General features: G+C 46.8%; 17 protein-coding genes. All 17 read left to right on the forward strand.

Annotation, left to right across the window (positions count from 1 at the left end):
• Positions 1-29 precede the first annotated feature (29 nt).
• The 17 genes from MKX59_RS12180 to gyrA all read left to right on the forward strand — a co-directional run bounded on the left by MKX59_RS12180 (position 30) and on the right by gyrA (position 24,695).
• Positions 30-1,604 carry an N-acetylmuramoyl-L-alanine amidase family protein gene (locus MKX59_RS12180; RefSeq protein WP_068942691.1) on the forward strand — a complete coding sequence of 525 codons (1,575 nt, stop codon included), beginning with the start codon at positions 30-32 and terminating at the stop codon, positions 1,602-1,604.
• A 293-nt stretch (positions 1,605-1,897) separates the two neighbouring features.
• Positions 1,898-3,397 carry an N-acetylmuramoyl-L-alanine amidase family protein gene (locus MKX59_RS12185; protein ID WP_340858438.1) on the forward strand — a complete coding sequence of 500 codons (1,500 nt, stop codon included), beginning with the start codon at positions 1,898-1,900 and terminating at the stop codon, positions 3,395-3,397.
• A 45-nt stretch (positions 3,398-3,442) separates the two neighbouring features.
• Positions 3,443-4,093, forward strand: a complete 651-nt coding sequence (locus tag MKX59_RS12190; RefSeq protein WP_023989082.1) for a GerMN domain-containing protein — start codon at positions 3,443-3,445, stop codon at positions 4,091-4,093.
• A gap of 213 nt (positions 4,094-4,306) precedes the next feature.
• Positions 4,307-4,981, forward strand: a complete 675-nt coding sequence (nth, locus tag MKX59_RS12195; protein WP_023989081.1) for an endonuclease III — start codon at positions 4,307-4,309, stop codon at positions 4,979-4,981.
• A 56-nt stretch (positions 4,982-5,037) separates the two neighbouring features.
• Complete coding sequence (locus MKX59_RS12200) at positions 5,038-5,310, forward strand: hypothetical protein (protein ID WP_013310628.1); 273 nt, start codon at positions 5,038-5,040, stop codon at positions 5,308-5,310.
• Between the two features lie 482 nt (positions 5,311-5,792).
• On the forward strand, positions 5,793-9,452 hold the full coding sequence (locus MKX59_RS12210; RefSeq protein ID WP_340858439.1) for a dynamin family protein: 3,660 nt from the start codon (positions 5,793-5,795) through the stop codon (positions 9,450-9,452).
• 263 nt (positions 9,453-9,715) lie between these two features.
• Positions 9,716-11,491 (forward strand): ABC transporter ATP-binding protein, encoded by a 1,776-nt coding sequence (locus MKX59_RS12215; RefSeq protein WP_023989079.1) that lies wholly within the window; start codon positions 9,716-9,718, stop codon positions 11,489-11,491.
• Positions 11,488-13,326, forward strand: a complete 1,839-nt coding sequence (locus tag MKX59_RS12220) for an ABC transporter ATP-binding protein (protein WP_028540688.1) — start codon at positions 11,488-11,490, stop codon at positions 13,324-13,326. The genes MKX59_RS12215 and MKX59_RS12220 overlap by 4 nt, the downstream gene beginning before the upstream one ends.
• Before the next feature lie 129 nt (positions 13,327-13,455).
• Positions 13,456-14,640, forward strand: a complete 1,185-nt coding sequence (gene purT, locus MKX59_RS12225; protein ID WP_071558575.1) for a formate-dependent phosphoribosylglycinamide formyltransferase — start codon at positions 13,456-13,458, stop codon at positions 14,638-14,640.
• Positions 14,633-15,094 carry a GNAT family N-acetyltransferase gene (locus tag MKX59_RS12230; RefSeq protein WP_013310623.1) on the forward strand — a complete coding sequence of 154 codons (462 nt, stop codon included), beginning with the start codon at positions 14,633-14,635 and terminating at the stop codon, positions 15,092-15,094. The genes purT and MKX59_RS12230 overlap by 8 nt, the downstream gene beginning before the upstream one ends.
• Before the next feature lie 208 nt (positions 15,095-15,302).
• A complete protein-coding gene (locus MKX59_RS12235; protein ID WP_028540689.1) occupies positions 15,303-16,043 on the forward strand; it encodes a CAP domain-containing protein in 741 nt (246 codons plus the stop codon).
• A gap of 227 nt (positions 16,044-16,270) precedes the next feature.
• Positions 16,271-16,951, forward strand: a complete 681-nt coding sequence (locus tag MKX59_RS12240; RefSeq protein ID WP_023989075.1) for a TIGR00266 family protein — start codon at positions 16,271-16,273, stop codon at positions 16,949-16,951.
• 175 nt (positions 16,952-17,126) lie between these two features.
• Positions 17,127-18,074, forward strand: a complete 948-nt coding sequence (locus tag MKX59_RS12245) for a GDSL-type esterase/lipase family protein (protein ID WP_071558576.1) — start codon at positions 17,127-17,129, stop codon at positions 18,072-18,074.
• Positions 18,074-19,150 (forward strand): ABC transporter ATP-binding protein, encoded by a 1,077-nt coding sequence (locus tag MKX59_RS12250; protein WP_028540691.1) that lies wholly within the window; start codon positions 18,074-18,076, stop codon positions 19,148-19,150. Before MKX59_RS12245 ends, MKX59_RS12250 begins: the two co-directional genes overlap by 1 nt.
• Positions 19,143-20,132 (forward strand): ABC transporter permease, encoded by a 990-nt coding sequence (locus MKX59_RS12255; protein ID WP_023989072.1) that lies wholly within the window; start codon positions 19,143-19,145, stop codon positions 20,130-20,132. Before MKX59_RS12250 ends, MKX59_RS12255 begins: the two co-directional genes overlap by 8 nt.
• Before the next feature lie 98 nt (positions 20,133-20,230).
• Complete coding sequence (gene parE, locus MKX59_RS12260; protein ID WP_028540692.1) at positions 20,231-22,210, forward strand: DNA topoisomerase IV subunit B; 1,980 nt, start codon at positions 20,231-20,233, stop codon at positions 22,208-22,210.
• A gap of 22 nt (positions 22,211-22,232) precedes the next feature.
• Positions 22,233-24,695 (forward strand): DNA gyrase subunit A, encoded by a 2,463-nt coding sequence (gyrA, locus tag MKX59_RS12265; protein ID WP_023989071.1) that lies wholly within the window; start codon positions 22,233-22,235, stop codon positions 24,693-24,695.
• Positions 24,696-24,716 lie beyond the last annotated feature (21 nt).

The following is a 24,716-nucleotide window of genomic DNA, read 5'->3' on the forward strand; positions in this document are numbered from 1 at the left end:
AAATACATATATAAGTTAGGGGAATGAGAATGAAGAAATATGGTTGGGTGATACTAGCGGCTATCCTGATTTGGTTGTGGCCGTCCTCCCCTCATGCGAATGCGGCTGGAGCAGATTTGTTTTTAGATGGCAAAAGGGTGGAAGCGCCTGCAGATGCCAAGCCTGAAATGGTCAATGGAAAAATCATGGTACCGCTAAGGGTGGTTGGGGAGCAGCTTGGATATCAATTCAAGTGGGAACCACAATCCTATAAAATCTCAATTCAAAAAAATAGTACCGATATGTCCATGTATGTAGGCCGTACATCGGCTGATGTGAATGGAAAAACAGTTAGTCTGGATGCACCTCCTGTGCTTCGGGGAAGCTCGACCATGGTCCCATTGCGTTTTGTTGGGGAGCAAATGGGGCTAAAAGTAGATTGGAATAATAAAAGTAAATCCGTTAATCTCAGTCAAAAGGCTGTAACTCAACAAGTGAGTAAACAGTCTCAATCCCAACCATCGTCGCAAACGTCAACACAGAGTACAACAAGCACCAATAAAACGTCTTCAGCAACAGCGACGACAATAAATCCAGTTGAAGCAGACAAGCATACTGAAGCCGCATCTTCACCAGCCAAGCAGCAAAATACAGAACAGACCACAGCAAATGCGTTGCTTGTACAAAATATTACTTTTGAGGGTGAAACGTTAAAGATTTCTCTGAACAAAGATGTTACCCCTAAAGTATCCAAAATGACGGGGAATGATCGTATTGTTGTAGATTTACCCGGGGCTTCACTGGCGACTGATTTTCTTCAGCCGTTCCCGATTCGCACCGATGGCACGCGGGCGTTGACGAATAGTGACAGTGAGGATGTGCAGGAAATTAGATTTGCTCCCACAGATGGACAAAATGGGGGCGTACGCATTGTCATTGCTTTAAATCAAGCACGTGATTACGACCTTTTAACCAATGGCCTAGGCGATATCACCCTTCAATTGCGTGAGCGTAGTGTGAATCCGGTAGTGGTAACACCAACGAATGTCGAAGGACGGCGAATCGTTGTCATTGATCCCGGACATGGTGGCAAGGACCCTGGGGCAGGTAGTGTGACTGGGCGACATGAGAAGGAATTTACATTGGCGGTAGCGTTAAAGGTCGAGCAGCTTCTACAAAATGATCCTGACATTCAAATCGTATTGACTCGCAATGGAGATACGTATCCCACGCTGGATGAACGACCACAACTGGCTAATAGTCAACAGGCAAGCGTGTTTGTATCCATTCATGGTAATAGTATGCTAGCTTCAGATAAAGGAAAAACCAATGGCTCTGAAACCTATTATGCACGCCAGGACAGTTTGGCACTGGCAAAGGCGATGCATAAATATCTTGTAGCGGCTACCGGATTTAAGGATAATGGCATCAGGGTGGCAAACCATGTGGTGACGAGAAAATCACAAATGCCCGCTGTATTGCTGGAATGTGGCTACCTTAGTAATTTATCAAATGAAGCAGCCATGTTCACAGAAGAAACACAGGAAAAGATCGCCGAAGGTATTGTCGATGGGTTGAAGGAGTATCTTGGAACAGGCACAGGAGCAACTGAATCACTTAACTAAGGATGTTTACAATAAAAGCTACTTTCCACCTTTTAATGAAAATTCATGGGGTGAAAAGTAGCTTTTTTAGTTTTTTTGGCTGTGACTTTTGACGGAAAGCGAATGATCTATATTTTTAGTCAAAATTCGACAAAAATAGTTCTTTGGCACGTATATTTCTGTTATGATGGAATATATTCGCAACTTTTGGTGTGAGATAACGTCTATAAGGTTGTCTGATATTACATAAGCGCGTATATCAGGTCGCCGCACCGGAGCATGTGGCAAAAAAATTATGAATGGAAGGGTGACGAATGAAGAAATTTGGTTTTTTGTTGTTATTATTTGTCTTCATGTGGGCGGTTCCGGGTTATGGACATGCGGCTTCGAGTGGAACACAAATCTATCTCGACGATCAACAGTTAAGTGTCCCTAGTGGTGCTAAGGCACAAGTAATTGGCGGAAGTACAATGGTCCCGCTACGCGTAATTTCTGAAAATTTGGGATATGACGTGACATGGAAGCAGCAGGCGCGAACCATAACGATTGAGAAAGACAGTACCTCGATCCGAATGATAATCGGAAGTAAGACGGCGACTGTCAATGGAAGCGACATTAGTCTGGATGCTTCGCCTCTGCTGCGTTCCAATTATGCCCTTGTACCGCTTCGTTTTATCGGCGAGCAAATGGGACTGGACGTAAAATGGGACAGCAGCTCCAAGTCCGTAAAATTATATACCCGCAGTAGCGGGTCTGGAAACGGGGAATTTACACCTCCCAAGTCCGGAAATAACAGTACAGATACTGGTAGTGTTACTGCACCAACGAATAATGCGAACTCAGGTGTTACACAGGTGCAGGGAGTTAGTTTCAGCCAAAACCGTTTAACCATCACAACAGCCAGTGCCGTCAAGCCGAAAGCGTTTACGATGGCAGGCCCTGATCGGGTAGTGGTGGATTTGCCAGCGACTGCGTTTGCTGACAATTTCGGAGAGCAGCAAAAGCTGGATAGCAACTTAAATGGTTCGCTGGACATTGAGAATGAAGCGGATGTGTCCGGTATCCGTTATGCTTTATTCCAAAAGGAACCTTCAACGGTGCGCGTTGTTATTGATTTGAAACATGCCATGAATTATACCGCATATAATGATGGTTCGAATCGTGTTATCGTCGATCTGGCTTCCAAAGATTCTGTGAATACCACGCCAGACGCAACGTTACCAGATGGCTCACAGCCGGATGACACGCAGACATCACCAACTAACAGCAATGGTAAAAAGGTCGTTGTTATTGATGCTGGCCATGGAGCAAAAGATTCTGGAGCAGTTGGTGTTTCAAGAAAAAATTATGAAAAGACCTTCAACTTAGCTATGGCTCTGAAAGTAGAAAGCATATTAAAGCAGAACCCCAAGCTTGAGGTTGTGCTGACACGCAGTGATGATACATTCTTGGAGCTTAAACAGCGCGTAAAAGTAGCTGAAAACCTTAATGCTAACGTGTTCGTGTCCATTCATGCTAACAGCAGCGGTAGCTCAGCCTCCAACGGTACAGAGACGTATTACCAGCGTAGTGCAAGCAAAGCGTTCGCTAACGTTATGCATAAGTACTTTGCTCCTGCGACGGGTCTGACAGACCGAGGCATTCGTTATGGCAATTTCCATGTAATTCGGGAAACGACTATGCCAGCCGTATTGCTTGAAGTAGGATATCTGAGTAATGCAAAAGAGGAAGCCACACTGTTTGATGAAGATTTTCAAAACCGGGTAGCTCAAGGGATTGCAGATGGAATCACAGAGTATCTCGACGTAAAATAGATCTTCAACAAATCGCTTGTCAACGTCAAGCAAGGAGGGGGACATATGAACAAGAAAATCGTAATTGCAGGTCTGCTGGCACTGTTTGCCATTGCAGGTGCAGGGTGTGCCTCTAAGCAAACAACGGCTCCTGCGACTCCATCTCAGGAAACACAAACTTCGAATGCACAAAATAGTACACCTGAACAGACGACTCCTGAACCTTCGGCTCAATCTGCTGAAAATAATGGGGCGAGTCAAACACCTGCATCTCCGTCAACAGAGCCTACAAAGACCAAGACGGACACGGAAAATTCAGGAGATCGACAAACACAGCAGATTACGGTGTACTATACGGATACACAAGAGAACGGCTTGAAAGAACAGAAAAAGGAAATTACCTATCCAAGCGAGCTGGAAAAATTGCAAAAAGCGTTTGAAGCTCTGCAAAAGAGTGGGGATTCTGCTCTTATCCCGTTGTGGTCCGAGAAAATTTCCGTGCATAAGATCAAATTAGATAACGGTGCATTGACTTTTGATATTTCTCTGCCGGACGAGGCTCGATTGGGAGCTGGTGGCGAGGAATTAGCTATCGATGCCTTGAAGAAAACGATGTTCCAATTCAAGGAAGTCAAAACGCTGGATTTGCTCGTAGATGGTCAATCTTTAGAGTCCTTAATGGGACATGTAGATTTGGATCATCCCATGAGCCGCTAACCGATCAGACAGTATGAAAATTTCTTGGAGATTTACACACTTTTCACGTGCAATCTGTGACAGATAATGATAATATAGGAGTGTATTTCTCGCCTATGCAGGCAGTCATGCACAAATAGTATTCGTTTCTTTCCGGATGATTATTTAGAGTGACCGTCTTGATGCGGGCTATCCCGTATCAAGACGTTTTTTTTGGTAGGAGGTAGGATTTCCGTGAATGCAGCAACCGCACGTCATATATTGGACACCATCGGTACGATGTTTCCGGATGCCCATTGTGAGTTGAACCATGACAATGCTTTTGAATTAACGATCGCCGTGTTATTGTCTGCTCAATGCTCCGATCAGATGGTCAATAAAGTAACGGCAGACCTGTTTCAAAAATACAAGTCACCTGAGGATTATTTGGCTGTTCCTCTTGAGGAACTGGAGCAGGATATTCGCAGAATCGGCTTGTACCGAAACAAGGCCAAGCATATTCATAACCTCTGTCGTATTTTAATAGACCAGTACGGGGGAGAGATACCTTCGGAGCACGATCAACTGGTTAAGCTACCCGGTGTTGGCCGTAAGACGGCTAACGTCGTAGTATCTACTGCTTTTAATGTACCGGCTATTGCGGTAGATACGCATGTAGAGCGTATTTCCAAACGGCTCGGTTTTGCAGGGTGGGATGATTCAGTGCTTGAGGTGGAAAAAAAGCTGATGAAGAGGGTACCTAGGGATGAATGGTCTTTGACCCACCACAGGCTTATTTTTTTCGGACGCTACCATTGTAAAGCTCAAAATCCTCAATGTCAGGTATGTCCGTTACTTGATGTGTGCAGGGAAGGCAAGAAACGTATGAAAACGTCTCTTATCAGAAAAGATAAGGAACGTAGAGCTTAAAGACCCACAGAGTAACAGAGGGTTTAACCATTTATGTGTAGAAAAGGATGAAGAGTATGAAGTGCATTTCGGTATATACAGACAATTTTGAAGCGTTCTCTGATATTTTTGAGCAAATTGTAACAACAGAATTTGCTGAAAACGAAGAGCGCGAGCTTGAGGGAATCACAGTTAGTCATTCCGGTGATGTACCTGAACATTATCTGGAGCGTATGTCACAAAAGCCAGAAGTGGTCGTAATGAAGGACAAATCCCGTGGGATTACGATTTTACAGCATGGTCAAGTATTTGAAATTTTGCTGCCAGTGCTTGAGACTGCAGCCAATTAAGTTCAATTCGCGGACGACATGCGTTGCATGTTCCGGTGTAGGCGGCTCGGCTGGTTTAACCAGCCCGAAGGCGCATATATACACGAACCTTGCAGACCATCCTGATATGGATAGAGCCTCGTTCCAATGAAGTGTGCATACATTTTGACCCTGAATTATGGTGTCGCGTTCCCCATGTTCTAAAAGGTGAATGTACGTGATGAGCAGGCTCACCCGTTGTATACATATCTTGCTTCGTCGGTGCTCTTTGAGGGCTTTGATGAATTGCATTCGGTTGCCTAAATATTTATTTTTAATGATCCGTTTTGAACAGAATAAAATGAACTTATTATTATCATGTACGAAAACAGCGTTCCCTAATGCCAAGTACTGGCGGGGAGCGCTGTTTAGTTTTTTTGATGTGATGATTCTCACAACGGCTTAGGAATGCTACAATATAGCTATTTGGTGCAGACAAGTGATAAGGAGTGGAACCGTAGCTTATGATGCAAACGATTACAGGAGATGCGGGAAAGTGGTTGGATACGATAGAACAGATACAGAGTACATTGCGTAAAGCCGGGGATGAAGCGGGAGCGAAGGCGATAGGTGATCTGCTGGAAAAAGCATATGCGCAGGAGCTGACCATTGCCTTTTGTGGACATTTTTCAGCGGGTAAATCGAGCTTGATTAACAGCCTGTGTGGTAAAACTGTGCTGCCGTCTGGACCGGTGCCTACGAGCGCTAATGTAGTGTCCATCCGTTATGGACGTCCGAGAGCGCTCATTCATCCAGCCAAATCAGCGGAAAATCCAGAGCCGGAAAGCATGGAAGCCTCCCTGTCCGAGCTTGCTGAGTATTGTAAAAATGGTGGAGCCTATGAATCGGTTCAAGTGTGGGAGGATGTTCCGATATTATCTAGCGGAGGAGTGCTGCTGGATACACCAGGCGTAGATTCCACAGACCACGGACATGCGCTGGCGACACATTCTGCTTTACATTGGGCAGATATTGTTTTTTATGTGATGGATTACAATCATGTCCAATCTGAAAATAATTTGTCCTTTGCCAAAAGTTTGTCGGATTGGGGCAAGCCATTATATTTGATCATCAATCAAATCGATAAACACCGGGAGCGAGAGCTTTCATTTACACGTTATCGTAATGAGGTGGAGACCAGCTTTCATGCCTGGCAGGTTCATTATACGGATATCCTCTTTACTTCCTTGAAGGAGCAGAATCATCCATGGAACCAGTGGAAACAGTTGACGTACCTGATTCCGAAATTGCTGGAGCGAAAAACAGAGCTTTTGGCATACAGTTTAGTGTCCTCTATGCATCATTTGGTAGAGCAACACGTGGAGACTGTGCAGGCAGCTGAAGAAGAGGAACTGAACACACTGTTAAAAGAAGCAGGTGGAGAAGAAGCCATTTTGCGCCTGGATATAGAGCAGAAAACCTTGCAGCAAGAAGATGAACACTGGAAGGTGCTTCCGGAGCAGGAGCGTAAACGACTGCGTCAAGAGCTGGATCATTTACTGGAACACGCACATTTGACGCCAGCGGAGCTACGTGAAGCCGCAGGCGAATACTTAGAGAGCCGCAAGCCGGGCTTCAAAACAGGAATATGGTTTGCAGGAGGAAAGACTGAGCGAGAAAAGGAAAGCCGTTTGGAACGGCTGACAGGAATGCTGACTGATCAGGTGGAGGGACAATTGCTTCCCCATGTACGGGAGCTACTGAGGTCTTGGGGTGACAGTCAGGGTTTGTGGTCCGCTGCGATGGAGCAGGAGCTGGATGACATCCGCCCTGTGACGGACCGGCAACTGGTAGAGCAGACGGTGAAGGAAAATGCGTTGTCGCCGGAGTATACGTTGAACTATTGCAAGGATCTACGCGCTGCTGTGACCGCCGAATGTCGCCGTAAGGCGCTAACGCTGGTAGACCAGCTGCTGGCCCAGCTTGCAGTGCGAGCCGAAGCCCGCCGCGCGGCTCTCGCGGATGCACGCACTGCGCTGCTGGCGCAGGCGGACGCGGCGAGCCGCTACAGCACCCGCGTGCAGGCCTCGGCTTCGCACGCCAGCCTGCTGCGCAGCTTGCTGCCGCAGGCGTCCGCGCCAGGCGGCTTGCCCCGTGCGGACGCGCCTGCACCGGCGTCCGATACCGGCGATGTCTCGCTAGCTGCGGCGCCAACGGGCGTTGCGCGTCCTGGCATCGCTGGCTCGCGCAACGCATCGGCGCAGCCGCTAGCAGGAACGGCGTCAGCACAGCCTGCCGCCGGAGGCCGCCGCACGCGGCTGGATGCAGCAGCGGCCCGATTGAAGGCTGCCGCTGCCCTGGTAAGCCCGTACCCTGCCATGCAAGCGGCGGTACGGGCTTTACATGCCCGCGCCGCTGCGCTGGAGGGCGGGCAGTTTACGTTGGCGCTGTTCGGAGCGTTCAGCGCTGGGAAATCCAGCTTCGCCAACGCTTTGCTGGGTGAAGCTGTGTTGCCCGTATCGCCGCATCCAACGACAGCGGCGATTAACCGCATAATGGCGCCTGCAAGTGCTGAGCGCCATGCCACGGCCGACGTCCATATGAAATCAGTGGACGCGTTGCGGGAAGATCTTAAATACTCATTTCGGCTATTAGGATTGGGGGAACCCGCGGCAGCGGGCTGGCAAGAAGCCGTTCATGCTTTATCTCCGGAAGGCATCCATCCTGCGGGCAGGCCTCATTATAGTTTTTTGAAGGCTGCTGCAGCCGGATGGGAAGAAGCTGAAAGCTTGCTGGGAGAACAGCTTCAGGTGGATTTAGAGCAGTATCGGGATTTTGTTGCGTCTGAGCACAAATCATGCTTTGTGGAGCATATCGACCTTTATTATGATTGCGCTCTGACCCGTCAGGGCATCGTGCTAGTGGATACGCCAGGAGCGGATTCTGTGAATGCACGACACACAGGCGTGACTTTCAACTATATGAAGCATGCGGACGCTCTTGTATTTGTCACCTATTATAACCATGCGTTTACGCAAGGTGATCGCCAGTTCCTGAACCAACTAGGTCGAGTTAAAGAGACCTTGGCGCTGGATCAGACGTTTTTTATAGTTAATGCATCAGATCTGGCTTCTTCTGAAGAAGAACTGCATTCTGTTACCCGGCATGTACAGGAACAACTACAGGCGAATGGAATCCGAAAACCACGTATTTATCCGCTTTCCAGTATGCTGGCGTTGGAAGCTGCCGAACAGGGAGAGGCTTCGCTGCGTTCAGCTTCACGTTTTGATGCATTTGAAGATGATTTTTCAGCATTTGCAGCCGAAGAGCTGGCAGGTTTGTCCATTGCTTCTGCTATGCAGGAACTGGGTCGGCTGCGGAACCGCATAGAGCAACATGCAACCGATGCCCGGTATAGCGAGGAAGAACGTGAGATTCGATTAGAGCGATTAACTCGCATCCGTGGAGAATTGGAGCATACGCTCCTAGGCCTGACTGACAGCAACGGTGCATCTGTGTTATCGGGTGAAACCGATGAATTGCTGTATCATGTACGTCAAAGGCTGTCCTATCGGACTGGAGAATTTATGGCAGAGGCTTTTCATCCATCTGTTCTGCGTGAAGGAGTAGGTGATCTTCGTTCGGCTTTTGCATCTTGTGGTCGTGAGCTGATGCGTTTAATCGAACTGGAGCTGTCTCAGGAATTGCTGGCAACCACACTCCGGCTGGAAAAAACGGGCCAAATTTTGGTACACAAGACTATACAACAGTGCGTAGAACACATGAACCATCAGTTGCAAGGACTAGTTTGTACGATTCCTGAATCCAGAAACTGGGCTGTTCCCGAGCTGAATGAAATTTCCCTGCAGGAGTCTATTCATTGGAAGGACTATTGGAATAGCTTTAAAAATCCAAAGCTATTTTTTGAAGGAACTGGGCGAGCGAATCTACAAACCAAACTGGAGCCGATATTACGCCAGCGAATCGGGGAAGCTGTGGATCAGCAACGAGAACGAATGTCTTCTTTTTACGTTACGCTGATGCAGGAGGAACAAATGTGGCAGAAAGCTCAGCTTCGAGAGCAAATGCTGGAGACGACTCGTAGCATGGAGCATGCCCTTATGGGCGGTGAGCAGCCACAGGTTTGGGAAGAGCTTGCTGGCAAGATTGCGGCTTTGGAGTAAAGATAAATAAGTACACCATTTATTTAAGTTCAGGACACCGGGTTGTGGGACAACCCGGTGTTTTATGCATGCTCCAAAAAGAAAGCAATACTGAGTAAATAGCCATATTCAATAATAAGAAAGCGATTTAATTTGTCTAATCACCCACCAATTGATAACCTGCCTGAATACGGCTTGTTATCCTCTTTGCCCCCTTGGAAAGCGAATGGTAAACTTCACTAAGCCATATAACAACGTCGTGCAACTAATGGAGGGACATTGACATGGAAGTGCTCAGGCAACTGCAAGTTTTTTTTCGCGAGAGGAGACACTATCTGTTTCTTTCTATTTTATGCCTTGCGATAGCGACGGCCCTGGGACTGGTGTATCCGAACCTGCTCCAAAGGCTAATTGATAACGCTATCATCCCCGGTGACTTCGGGAAAGTCCCGGCGCTGGCTCTGACTGTGCTGGGAGTAGTCATCATCAAAGGGTTCATGCAATTTTTACATGGTTTTTTTGGTGGACGGCTAGGTAACTACTTGGCGTACCGACTCCGCAATGCTTGTTACGAAAAGCTGCAATTTCTGTCCTTCAGATATTATGACACTGCCAAAACGGGGGATCTCATGTCCCGACTGACTGGTGATTTGGAGGCAATTCGTAACTTTATCGGGTTTGGTTTTGCCCAACTCCTCAATGTGCTACTGATGGTCGTATTCGGCTCTATGATGATGCTGTATATTAACTGGCAGCTCACCCTCATTACGATGATCAGCATGCCATTGCTACTCTTCGTCACATTCAAGTTTGAATCCCGGATTCATCCCACCTTTCAGGAAATGCGGATTGCCCTTAGCGCCTTGACGACAGCGGTCCAAGAAAATATAACAGGTGTGCGAACCGTCAAATCTTTTGCCCGCGAATCATATGAAGTTGAGAAATTTTCAGTACGTAATGAGCAATACAAAAGTAATCAAATTCAGGCTGCTTCCTTATGGAGTCGGTTTTTCCCCGCAATGGAACTGATAGCTTCTGTCAGTGTGGTCCTGCTGTTGGGCATGGGGGGGTATCTGGTCATTCAGAAGTCAATGACCTTGGGGCAGCTCGTCGCTTTCTTTAGCTTAATTTGGTATATTATCGGCCCCATCTGGAGCATTGGCTTTCATATCAATAACTATACGCAGTCCAAAGCTTCTGGTGAAAGGGTCTTGGAACTGCTAAATCAGTCCATAGATGTAACCGATGAAGCCGGAGCACTTAAACTCGATGCCGATCAGGTGGAAGGACATGTTACGTTTGAACATGTTACCTTTGCTTACGGAAATAAGCTCCCTGCTGTTGTTGACATCAATTTAGACGCACCTCCGGGATCAGTCATTGGAATTTTAGGCGGAACGGGGTCAGGGAAGTCTACCATTATTCAATTACTCATGCGCGCTTATAATGTGAATGCAGGAAGTATCAAGTTGGATGGCAAGGATATACGTCACTTGAAGATTCGCGATTTACGTGCTCAAATTTCTTCCGTGTTTCAGGAGACGTTTTTGTTTTCGTCCTCTATACGCAACAATATTTCATATGGATTAAGTCATGTCAGTATGGATGACATCATACGCGTTTCCAAACTGGCTCAGGCACATGAATTCATAACTGAACTACCGCTGGGATATGACACTGTCGTCGGAGAACGTGGATTGGGACTGTCCGGAGGGCAGAAACAACGGATCGCCATCGCGCGCGCACTACTCAAAAATCCGAAAATTCTGGTACTGGATGATGCTACCAGTGCGGTTGATATGGAGACAGAGCATGAAATACAGACCGGTTTTCAAGAGGTTATGCGTGGTCGAACAACATTTATAATTGCTCATCGAATCTCTTCACTTCGTCATGCCAATGAGATTGTGGTGCTTGAGGAAGGACGAATCGTCCAGCGTGGAACACATGAACAGCTCATTGCTACTCCAGGTCCATATCAGGATGTGTATCATATTCAATACGCCGATTACATAGCTCAGGCTCCAGACGGTGTATCCGAAGGGCAGGTGAGACCATGAATATACCCGCAGAAAAAGTCAAACCGTTAAAAAAGCCAACGAATGAACGCTTTGTCTATCAAGATGATGATGTCATTGACAAACCGTTTAACTGGTCAGAATTCAAACGTTTGCTGGCATACATGAAGCCTTATGCCCGTCAGATTCTGCCGATCCTTCTGGTCATGATGATTCTCGGCACCATTACTAAGCTGACCGTTCCTTATTTGATCAGTCTGGCCATTGATAAGGCAATTGCTCCCGCATGGCCTGCACTGCCCAGCGTAAAGTTACTGCTGCTCATCACGGGTGCCGTGCTCTTGTTATATTTAATTCAATGGGCAGCCAGCACATACCGCATTAAATTCACCAATATTATCGGTCAACGGGTTATTTACGATTTGCGTGAAGATTTATTCAAGCATATTCAAAAGCTATCCTTTAACTTTTTTGATAAGAGACCAGCAGGTTCTGTATTAGTGCGCGTGACAAATGACATTAACTCGCTACAGGATCTTTTTACGAACGGTGCAGTGAATGTCCTGATTGACTGCGTACAGCTTATCGGAATTATTGTCATTTTGCTGCTTATTAACTGGAAGCTCGGTTTGGCGGTAATTGTGACCGTTCCGATCATGTTTTTGATCTCGACCAAGCTGCGCGTACGCATCCGCCGCGCTTGGCAAGAAGTCCGTATGAAGAACTCGCGTATCAACTCTCATTTGAATGAGTCCATTCAGGGGATTCGTGTGACACAAGCGTATACGCAGGAGCAGGAAAACATGGCTTATTTCGACGATATGAACAGCTCTAGCAAAAAATCGTGGGATAAGGCTTCTGCCATGAATCAGGTCTTTGGCCCACTTATTGATATTACCGGAGGATTTGGTACGCTTGTGCTGTTCTGGTTTGGAGCGCATTTAATTCAGACAGATCAGCTTACGGTGGGATTACTGGTTGCGTTTGCTAACTATGTTGGGAACTTTTGGGAGCCGATTAATCGGCTGGGCCAAATGTATAATCAGCTACTGGTTGCGATGGCTTCGTCAGAACGAATTTTTGAGTTTATGGATGAACAGCCGAATATTGCGAACAAACCGGGAGCAAAAGATTTGCCGCCCATACGGGGCGATATCCAATTTGAAAAGGTCATTTTTGAATATGAAAAGGGACGTCAGGCGCTTAAAGGTATCAATCTCTCTGTTGAAGCGGGTCAATCTATAGCGCTTGTGGGTCATACCGGATCAGGTAAAAGTACAATTATTAATCTGCTCAGCCGTTTTTATGACATTACGTCAGGGCGGCTTACGATTGATGGCCATGATGTGCGCGATGTCACGGTGGAGAGCTTGCGAAGCCAGATAAGCATTGTGCTTCAGGATACATTTATTTTTTCGGGGACGATACGCGATAATATCCGATTTGGCCGATTGGATGCAACGGATGAGGAAATTGAAGCGGCTGCGAAGGCGGTCAATGCTCATGAATTCATTGTTCACTTGCCAGCTGGCTATGAAACAGAGGTAGAGGAGCGGGGGGGAATGTTGTCCATGGGCCAGCGACAGCTCTTATCCTTTGCTCGTGCCTTGCTGGCAAATCCGAGAATTCTTATCCTGGATGAAGCAACAGCCAGTATTGATACGGAAACGGAGTTGAAAATTCAGGAGGCTCTTCAGGTTTTACTGGAAGGCAGAACTTCGTTTATGGTCGCTCACCGTTTGTCCACCATCCGGAATGCTGATCATATCGTTGTACTGGATCATGGGGAAATCCAAGAAAGTGGTAATCATGAACAATTGATGAAAAAACATGGAATATATCGGGGGCTGGTGGAAGCACAGTTCAGATTTTTGTAAAAAAAAGATCAAAAAATCGCGTTTTTTGTAAATTTAAATGCCGAGCACTATTGCATTCTTGGAGCTAAACCCTGAAAATAAAGATGAAAAGAGATCAGAGCAATTTCGTCAGAGGGGGAAGAGTTCAAGATGTGGGGTGCTCCTTTTTCTGCCAAAGCTAAGAAGATGCTGCTGCTGGGTAGCGGCGAATTGGGAAAAGAAGTCATTATTGAAGCTCAGCGGCTTGGCGTGGAATGTATTGCTGTTGATCGCTATGAACTGGCTCCAGCAATGCAGGTGGCCCATCGCTCTCACTGTCTGGATATGCAGGATGCTGAGGCGTTGAAGGCACTAATTCGTGAGGAAAAGCCCGACATAATTGTACCTGAAATCGAAGCTATTGCTACGGGTGCTTTGGAAGAATTAGAGCAAGAAGGATTTTACGTAGTACCAACGGCCCGTGCCGCCCGTCTTACGATGGACCGGGAAGGTATCCGCAGGCTGGCTGCCGAGAAATTACAGCTTCCGACTGCTGCCTATCGTTTTGCAGATAATTTTGACCAGTTGCGGTCGGCGGTTCATGAGCTGGGCACGCCATGTGTGGTCAAGCCTTTGATGAGTTCGTCGGGTAAAGGGCAGTCTGTATGCCGGGCACTCGAAGATGCAGAATCCTGCTGGAATACGGCGCTGGAAGGCGCGCGTGCCAAAACAACACGTGTCATTGTTGAAGCTTTTGTCCCGTTTGAGAGCGAAATTACCTTATTGACCGTCAGATCGGTTTCGGGTACGACTTTTTGCCCACCGATTGGCCACATTCAGAAAGATGGGGATTATGTCGAATCCTGGCAGCCTCATGGCATGACGGACAAGCAGCTTTCGGAGGCGGAGAACATTGCCCGTACGATTACGGATGAACTGGGTGGTTACGGATTGTTTGGCGTAGAGCTGTTTTTAACAGCTGATGGCGTCATATTCAGTGAAGTATCCCCTCGTCCGCATGATACAGGAATGGTGACCATGATCACGCAGGATTTGTCGGAATTTGCGCTTCATGTGCGGGCCATTCTCGGATTCCCGGTGCCATCCGTCACGCTGCTTACACCAGGAGCTTCAGCTACTTTGAAGGCAGAAGTGGCTACGCGGGATTTTGTAATAAGCGGTCTGCATGATGCATTATTGCTACCCCGGACACAGGTGCGAGTGTTCGGGAAGCCTGAAACCAAGCCGGGACGCCGGATGGCTGTAGCGCTTAGCGCTGCAGAAGATGTGGAAACAGCACGGAAGACGGCCAAAGAAGCTGCTAATATGCTGAAAGTGGAGGTAAATCATGTCTAACAATGTGATGATTCCAGTACTGACAATTCGTTCCGTAGAGCTTGGCGATTGCGAAGCCGTAACTGGACTACTAAGAGAAGTCGGGTACCCGATGACTTGTGGTGTAATGAAAGAAGTTATGGGAACAACGCGGGAGGACAGTCAAGCGAATATGATGGTTGCAGAAATGGATGGTCGTGTTGTCGGAGTAATCGGCATGCATACGGCTCAAAGCTTGGCTTATCCTGATCCTGCCGTACAAATCACCATGCTGGTCGTGAGCGGGGAGTATCGCGGCGAGGGCATTGGCAAGCGCCTGGTGGCTTGTGGTGAGGAGTGGGGACGTGCGCAAGGATGCTATCATTTATTCATTACCGGAGCGAATAACCGCATCAAACAAGTAGAGGCCCGAGCATTCTACAATCGAATCGGCTTTGAAAAGCAAGGCTACCGTTTCAGCAAAAAGCTTAGATAATCAGCCTATAACAAGACAATCTAATACTTAAAGCCTCACTACTTTTAACTTAGTTCCGCATGGGTCAATTCCGAGCGGGACTATTTTTTTTCCAACTTTTATACCATTGATCCTTCTATAAAACATGATATACTGCTAGAGTAAAGATTACAAAGTTGTAACCAGACGCGTTCACACCAAGGCATTTATACAACAAGGAGATGACGAAATGAAGAATATGTTGAAAAAAACACTGGTGATGGGAAGTCTAAGCGCCATTTTATCCGCAGGATTCATCGTTCCGGCATCAGCTTCACCAGCTGACGATTTGACTGCCCAACTGCAACAATGGTTTCAAAATAACGGATATACCGTCAATATGTCCAACGGGACGACTACAATAACAAAGACCGTAATTAAGGATGGTTCTGAAAAGGACAAGGCTAAAAACAAAACAGCAAATCCTTCATCCGGTAAACAAGCAACAACCAAACAGGGTAGCCAAAAGGCTTCGCAGTCTAGTAACAAGCAACAGACCCAAAAACAAAGCACAAACTCAGGCGCGGGCCAGTCAGCAGGATCGGATGCACAACTGAGCAAGTCCCAATTTGCAGCTGAGGTTGTAAAGCTTGTAAATAACGAGCGCAGCCAAAAAGGTCTGAAGCCCCTCGCATCGAATGCGAAGCTTACAGAAGTAGCCTTAGTCAAGGCGAAGGATATGAGTACGAACAATTACTTTTCCCATACATCTCCGACCTATGGTTCACCATTTGATATGATGAAAAAATTCGGTGTAACTTATACGTATGCGGGTGAGAATATTGCCATGGGACAACAAACACCACAAGAAGTGATGAAAGCCTGGATGAACAGCCAGGGACACCGTGAGAATATTTTGAAGGCAGAATATACACAAATTGGTGTGGCTTACTACAATGGATATTGGGTACAAGAGTTCACACGTAACTAAGATGATCGTAAATACGTTCACAACGTCATGTCGCTGCTACGAAAAGATAGTGACGTGACGTTAATCTGGAGACCCGCTGACACGTTCAGCGGGTCTTTTGGTGTCTCTTATTCCTCCAGTGGCATAACCATTGCTTTATACCAGAAAAGACATAAGGGACGTATTTATAGTATGATATCAGCAAGTTGAATGGATTGCAGACTACTTATGGAAAGCCAGGTGAACAAATGAGCTACGAAATCGTGCATGAAGGTGCCTTTGCTATGCTCAAGGTGCAGTTGAACCCCGGAGAAATGATTAAAGCGGAAATGGGAGCGATGGTTTCCATGTCTTCCAGTGTAGATATAAAGGGGACGGTAGACGGTGGACTGTTACGTGGTTTAGGCAGAATGCTGAGCGGAGAAAAATTCTTTTTTCAAGAACTGAGGGCAGCCCGGGGATCGGCTGAGGTGTTATTAGCCCCTGCCAGTATAGGTGATGTACAAGCGGTGGAACTGGATGGCACGTATAGACTGTTGGTCCAAAAGGACGGTTTTCTGGCTTGCACGGAAGGTATTGAGGTTAGCACCAAAATGCAAAACCTGATGAAAGGTTTATTCTCTGGTGAAGGTTTTTTTATCGTAGAAATCAGTGGTCGAGGTACGGTATTCCTGTCCTCTTACGGAGCCATTCATCCCATTTACATCGCGCCAGGAGAGGAGCGTATTATTGATAATGCTCATCTGGTGGCATGGCCGGATTATATGGATTATAAAATTGAAAAAGCATCTAAAGGCTGGTTGTCCAGCGTAACGAGTGGAGAAGCGCTTGTATGCCGCTTTCGCGGTGAAGGGACGGTACTGATTCAAAGTCGAAATCCGGGCAGTTTTGGACAATGGATCAAAAGTTTCATCCCTGATAGTAAATAGTTTGGTTCGTCTGATTAGAGTTGTGAGGATAAACTATTCGCACAAGAAAGTATAATATAAGGGTGGCCATTTGCCATCCTTTTTTTGCATGTTCATGGGAAATTATGTGTGACTCTAAGCGTTTATTGCGCTTTTATTCCGAACGGTTTATTTGCAAAATGATATGAGAAGCCTTATGTTTATTTCACTAAGCTATCAGGAGGGAACACGAGTGAATTCATCAAAATGGATTTGGCGGTCTGTCGGTTCCGTTTCCATTGCCGCCACATTGCTATTATTGTACGGATTTATTACAGCAGTACAAAGTATCACGGCTCCAGAGCCAATGGTTAGCACTCAACCTGTGCATTCCGGTTCATCGCAGACACAAACTGCGCCATCCGCTACAAATCAGATGGGAGAGTTTCGGGTAGCTGCCATTGGAGATTCGCTAGCCAAAGGCACAGGGGATGACTCCGGAAGTGGTTTTGTGCGTCGGTCGGTGAGCTTGTTAAATAATCAGGAAGGCCATAAGGCTCAGCTCATAAATAATCTGGGGATTAATGGACTGACGACTCAAGGACTATTGAACAAGCTGGATGAGCCTGGTGTTTCTTATGTGTTGAAAAAGGCTAACGTCATTATTGTCTCGATTGGCGGAAATGATTTATTTCAGGGGGCTCAGGCTGCCCAAACGGGCAAAGAGCCACCTACACTCAGTGGTTTGCGTAAAGCTGTGCCTGATGCCGCCAAACGTCTGCAAAAAGTGCTGACAAAGGTAGGGAAAATCAATCCGAATGCTAAAATTATCTATGTCGGATTATATAATCCATTCAGTGATCTGCAGGAAATGAAAATTCCTGGTAATCTTGTGGTCACAGAATGGAATCTGGCTGCCATGGCAATTACCAACCAAAACAGCAATATGACTCTGGTTCCAACTTTCGATTTGTTCCAGCAAAATTTGCCCGTCTATTTATCTTCCGATCATTTTCATCCAAACGGACAGGGCTATCAGGCAATCGCTGAACGTATCGCGCAAGGGTTTGCAGTTGCAACCACGAAGGATGCCGATAAAGTGGAAAATGAACAACAGTCTACAAGTAGCCAACCCGCTGAAGTGAAAAAGGGAGGGAACAAGTAATGAGCATCCAATCTGCTGACAAGACCGGGGCTGGAATAACCCAAAATCCGACATCAAGGGATGCAGTGTCCAGTTTCCATTCCGCCAATCAGGTTGGCAGCGCAGGCAGAGACAGAAGCAATAACGAAACAGTTCTCTCTGTTCAGCGCGTTAAGAAACGTATCAAACGCAAAATGATCATTCATGATGTAACATTCGACGTTCGTGCGGGTGAAATTTTCGGATTTCTCGGTCCTAATGGGGCTGGAAAAACGACGACTATTCGTATGCTGGTCGATTTAATTAAGCCTACGGAAGGGACGATTACTGTCTGTGGACATAATGTAAATCGTGACCCTGAGCAGGCTTTGCGGCATATTGGTTCTATTGTGGAAAATCCAGAGGTGTACAGCTACCTGACAGGGTGGGAGAATTTAGAGCATTTTGCCCGTATGCAGCCTGGTGTAGACGAGCCGCGTATCCGCGAAGTCGTTGAGCTTGTTCGGCTCGATCGCCGTATCCATGATAAAGTAAGTACGTATTCTCTCGGAATGCGCCAGCGTCTTGGTATAGCCCAAGCCTTGCTTGGTAGACCGAAATTGCTCATTTTGGATGAACCGACGAACGGGTTAGACCCCAAGGGGATCAAGGAAATGAGAGCTTTTATCCGTTTGCTAGCGGCAGAAGGCATGGCTGTATTTGTTTCCAGCCATTTGCTCAGCGAAATCCAGCTGCTATGTGATCGGGTGGCAATTATAAGTCGGGGAAAGGTGCTAGCTGTAGGTGGTGTACGGGAATTGGTTGATACGCACTCGCACATGGCCGTATGGCAACTGGAGCCTCGTGATCAGGGTCTTGCCATATTGCAAAATTCTCCGCATGTGCAAATAATTACGAACGCCGATGAATTAATTGATGACAGCATTGTGGCAGGCAGCGGAGCCGATGCAATTTTTACAGAAATGGATGAAGAGCATATTGCGGAGCTGGTGACACAAATGACGGCTTCCGGTATTTCCGTTAAAGGTGTAACCAAAATCAATCCTACACTGGAGCAGCTATTCCTGAAAATGACGGAAGGTGAGATACTTGAATAACATTTTACCGCTCGTACAAAATGAAACGCTCAAAATTATCAAGAAGAAACGATTTTATGTCATTTTACTTGTTTTACTTGTGCTTGTGCCGATTTTTACGTACGCTCAGATGAAAGTGGCAGAAAACAATCGCGAAAAATTCGGCAATGATTGGCGACTCGAACTGCGTCAGGCGATTACCGATAATCAAAACTCGCTGGGAAGTGACCGGGTTCCCGAGGAATGGAAGACCTACCGTCGGGTCTTTGTGCAGCAGATGCAATATTATTTGGAAAATGATGTGAATCCTAATGAGCCGAGTGGTGTCACCTTTACCAGAGAGTTTATGGATAATTCCATTAATCTGTTCGTTCCGCTGTTGATTATGGCCATTGCCTCCGACTTGGTTTCTGGAGAACGGACGACAGGCACGATAAAAATGTTGCTGACTCGCCCAGTCAGGCGGTGGAAAATACTGCTGAGCAAGCTGCTGACATTGTATATGTTCGTCTCGCTCATCATTTTAGCTGTATTTGTAATTAGCTATCTGATATCAGGCTTGTTTTTTGGTTTTCGCGGTTTTAATGTTCCGGTATTTACCGGATTTCAAATTGTTGGATCGACGGTGGATTTGTCTGCTGTACACGCGATTCCACAATGGCATTATCTGATGCTGCAAGCCGGATTGATCTGGTTCGTCAGTCTTGTGGTAGCTTCGTTAGCCTTCATGGTATCTGTCCTGGTACGAAGTACGGCGGCAAGTATCGTGGTCATGATGGCTGCACTTATTTCGGGCACTATTTTGACAAACATGGCTTCATCTTGGCAGAGTGCTAAATATTTATTTATGGTTAACCTCGAATTAACCGATTATTTATCTGGAAGCCCCGCCCCCATTGAGGGAATGACCTTACCCTTTTCTTTAGCTGTACTGGGCATTTGGGGGGCTGCGGCATTGATTGTTTCATTCGCCGTCTTTACGAAACGGGATATATTGAATTAAAATGGACAAGGTAAAAGAAAACATCTGTTTGCATTTTTGGTGAAAATCATCAAGAATAAGGCAAAACACGGTTACGATTAGACAAAGGGGGAGCATGAATGGTCGACAAAATCGACTTGTCTGCGGGAGTGTCCGGCACACAAAGCGGAGCTTCGGAATATGGCGCGGACGACATTCAAGTGCTCGAAGGGCTTGTGGCAGTTCGCAAACGGCCGGGCATGTACATCGGGAGCACCAGTTCTTCGGGGCTGCATCATTTGGTATGGGAAATTGTAGACAACGCGGTGGATGAACATCTCGCCAAGTTTTGCTCTCGCATTGATATTACAATGCATAAGGACGGTTCCGTTACAGTATCAGACAACGGGCGCGGTATTCCTACGGGAATGCACAAAACGGGAATTCCTACGCCTCAGGTTGTATTCACCATTTTGCACGCCGGAGGTAAGTTTGGCGGTTCGGGATATAAAAAATCCGGGGGTCTGCACGGTGTAGGTGCGTCTGTAACGAACGCTCTTTCGGAATGGCTTGAAGTAGAAATTTACCGGGACGGCAAGATTCACCGTCAGCGGTTTGAATATTGGCAGGACAAGAAGGGCGTGGAGCATGTCGGGGAACCGACCACAGGCCTTGAAGTGCTGGGCAATACTAACAAGACGGGCTCGAAAATTACATTTAAACCGGATATTCGTGTTTTTCAGGCAGGCATTCATTTTAACTACGATACGTTGGCTGAGCGCCTTCAGGAAATTGCTTTTCTAAATTCGGGCCTTCGTATTCAACTTAAAGACGAACGCAGCGGAAAGTCAGATGAGTATTTTTATGAGGGTGGCGCAAGTCAGTTTGTTGCTTTTCTGAATGAGGGCAAGGATGTGCTGCATGACGTTATTCACTTTAATGCCGAGAAAGAAGACATTGAAGTAGAGATTGCCATCCAGTACAATGCTGGTTATACAGAGACGATTGCTTCGTTCGTTAACTCCATTCCGACACGTGGAGGAGGTACGCATGAAACGGGATTCAAAACCGCTTACACTCGTGTCATGAACGACTATGCCCGGAAAACGGTGATGTTGAAAGAAAAGGATAAAAACTTGGAGGGCAACGATCTACGTGAGGGCATGATGGCTGTAATCAGTGTCAAGATGGCTGAGGTTGAATTTGTCGGCCAGACAAAGGATCAGCTGGGAAGCGCTTCGGCACGGAGTACAGTGGATGCCATCGTATCTGAGCAGATGCAGCGTTTTTTGGAAGAAAATCCGCAGATAGCACAAACTTTGATCAAGAAGGCAGTTCAAGCATCCAGAGCGCGTGAAGCTGCACGTAAAGCTCGGGATGAAATGCGTTCCGGCAAAAAACGCAGTGAAAGTTCCAATTTGAATGGTAAATTGTCGCCTGCGCAGTCCAAGGATTTTACACGTAATGAGTTGTTTATTGTGGAAGGCGATTCGGCTGGAGGATCAGCCAAGCAGGGACGGGATTCCAAAATTCAGGCCATATTGCCGCTAAAGGGCAAGCCGATGAATCCGGAAAAATCCAAACTGGCGGATATTATGAAGAATGATGAGTACCGTGCTATTACAGCAGCTATTGGTGCGGGAGTAGGAACAGAGTTTTCGCTGGAAGACAGCAATTATTCCAAAATCATCATTATGACCGATGCAGATACAGATGGTGCGCACATTCAAGTGCTGTTGTTGACGTTCTTTTATCGGTACATGAAAGAGCTTATTGATGCAGGACGCATATTTATTGCTCAACCGCCATTGTATAAAATAACTCGAAAGTCGGGTAAGCTCGAAACGGTGCGTTATGCTTGGACTGACGAGCAGCTTGATAATTATTTAAAAGAATTTGGACGAAATTTTGAGCTTCAGCGCTATAAAGGACTTGGGGAAATGAACCCTGATCAGTTATGGGAAACAACGATGAATCCCGATTCACGCACCTTGCTACGCGTTCAGATAGAGGATGCAGCCAAGGCTGAACGCAGGGTGTCCACTTTGATGGGTGATAAGGTGGATCCGCGCAAGCGCTGGATCGTGGAAAACGTAGATTTTACGGAATACGTAGAGTAGTGCTATCAAAAGAGGTGTATACATGAGCTTATCGGAGCAGTTTTTGCCAGCTTTTCTGGAGGAAGTGGTCGGTGACCGCTTTGGCCGATATTCCAAATATATTATTCAGGATCGGGCGATACCCGACGTACGGGACGGATTAAAACCCGTACAACGTCGTATTCTTTATGCAATGTACGATTCGGGCAATACGCCGGATAAAGCATATCGTAAATCGGCCAAAACCGTTGGGGACGTTATGGGTAATTACCACCCCCACGGTGACTCGTCGATATACGACGGCATGGTACGGATGGCGCAGCCTTGGAAAATGAGTCACGTGCTGGTGGACGGTCACGGTAACTGGGGCTCCCAGGATGATGATCCGGCGGCAGCTATGCGTTATACGGAGGCTCGCTTGTCTCCGATCGCAATGGAAATGCTGCGCGATATTGAAAAGCGTACGGTTTTGTTCAAGGACAATTTTGATAACTCGGCCAAAGAGCCCGTTGTGTTGCCGTCTCGTTATCCAAATTTGTTGGTGAACGGTTCCAGTGGGATCTCGGCGGGATTTGCGACAGAGATCCCTACACATAGTTTACGCGAAGTTATTGATGCCAGCATTGCGGTGATGGAAAAGCCAGAGATTGAGCTGGAAGAGATTATGACCTTTATCAAAGGTCCTGATTTCCCGACTGGCGGACTCATTATGGGTGGCGAAGGCATCAAGGACGCTTACCGTACGGGAAAAGGACGTATTTATATTCGTTCCAAAACGGAAATTCAGTCCTTGCGCGGAGGTAAGCAGCAGCTAGTCATTACCGAAATCCCATACCAGATCGTCAAATCAAGGCTCGTAACCGCCATGGAGAATATCCGTCTGGAGAAAAAGGTGGAAGGGATTGCCGAGGTTCGTGACGAAAGCGGACGAAATGGTTTGCGCATTGTTGTGGAGCTGAAGAAGGAAGCCGATGCGGAAGGGATTTTAGCTTATTTGCTGAAAAAAACCGACCTACAGGTGGCATATAACTTCAACATGGTAGCTATTGTGAACAAAGCGCCACATCAGCTTGGGCTAAAGTCCATTTTGGAAGCGTATATCGCCCATCAACGCGAAGTTGTCACTCACCGTATCCAGTATGAACTGGAAAAGGCAGAGGATCGTGCCCATGTGCTGGAAGGTTTGGTCAAGGCGCTGAACATTCTGGATGAGGTCATTGCAGCCATTAAAGCTTCCAAAAATCGCCAGGACGCGCAAAATAATTTGCAATGGATGTTTGGTTTTAGCGAACGTCAGGCAGATTCTATTTTGACTTTGCAGTTGTACCGTCTCACCAATCTGGAAATCACCACGCTTGAAAAAGAACTGGGGGACATCCAGAAAAAAATCGCGCAATATCGTTCTATTCTGGAAAGTGATCGCAAGCTGATCAGCCTGATTCGCAAGGAACTGTTGGAAATTCGCGAAAAGTACGGCATTGACCGTCGTTCAGATATCCAGGGCGAGGTAGAAGAGATTAAGGTGAACCTGGAAGTCATGGTGGGAGCAGAGGATGTGCTGCTGACACTCTCGAAAGATGGCTATGTGAAACGCACAAGTATGTTGTCATTCACTCGTTCAGGCGGGGAACGTTCAAGTTCTGGTGTTAAAGAAGGGGATTACGTTACCCAATTGCTTGATGTGAATACGCTGGACATATTGCTCGTCTTCACCCAGCGTGGACAATACTTTTTATTGCCTGTACATCAGGTGCCAGAGTATAAGTGGAAAGAGCCGGGCACACCAATTGTCAACGTTATTCCGTTATCGAAGGAAGATCGTATCGTAAGTGTTATTCCGCTCAAAAACATCGAGGAAATAGGAAAAAGCCTGGTATTTGTAACAAAGAAGGGCCAAGTAAAGCGTACAGAATTAAAAGAATATGCTACAAAACGTTCCAGTGCCGTAGCCGCCTGCAAAGTAGCAGGGGACGATGAGGTGTTATCGGTAACGTTAAGCGAGGGTACCCAGGATATTATGCTGATTACCCGCGCGGGTATGAGTATACGCTTCAAGGAGCAAGAGGTTAATGCGATGGGGCGCGTCTCGGCTGGTGTCAAAGGTATACAGCTAGCCGAAGGCGATGAAATTATCGCGGCGTTGTGGGTAGAAGAGGATGAAGGAGAAGTGTTGGTGCTGACCGAGTCCGGTTATGGTAAGCGTACGCTTCTGCTGGATTATCCTACACAGGGAAGAGGCGGCAAAGGTATCACCACCTTTGAGTTCAAGGAAGGCAAACGAGTACGTTCGAATGGAACTCGAATCGTGGCTGCCTTCTATTGCCGTGAAGCTGTTCAATTATTTGCAATCACAGCAGAAGGACAAACGATGTCCTTCCTTTCGGAAAAGGCCCCTTTGACCGACCGAAAGGATACAGGCAAGCTGCTAGCTCCAGTGGAGAAGAAGGACGAAATTGTGAATGTGCTGCTGCGTAGTGAGCCGCAAGCTTCTCAGTCCATAGAATAATAGGAAAGTCAAGCGCTTTTT

It is taken from the genome of Paenibacillus sp. FSL R7-0340 (genome assembly GCF_038002205.1).
Taxonomy (GTDB): Bacteria; Bacillota; Bacilli; order Paenibacillales; family Paenibacillaceae; genus Paenibacillus; species Paenibacillus polymyxa_B.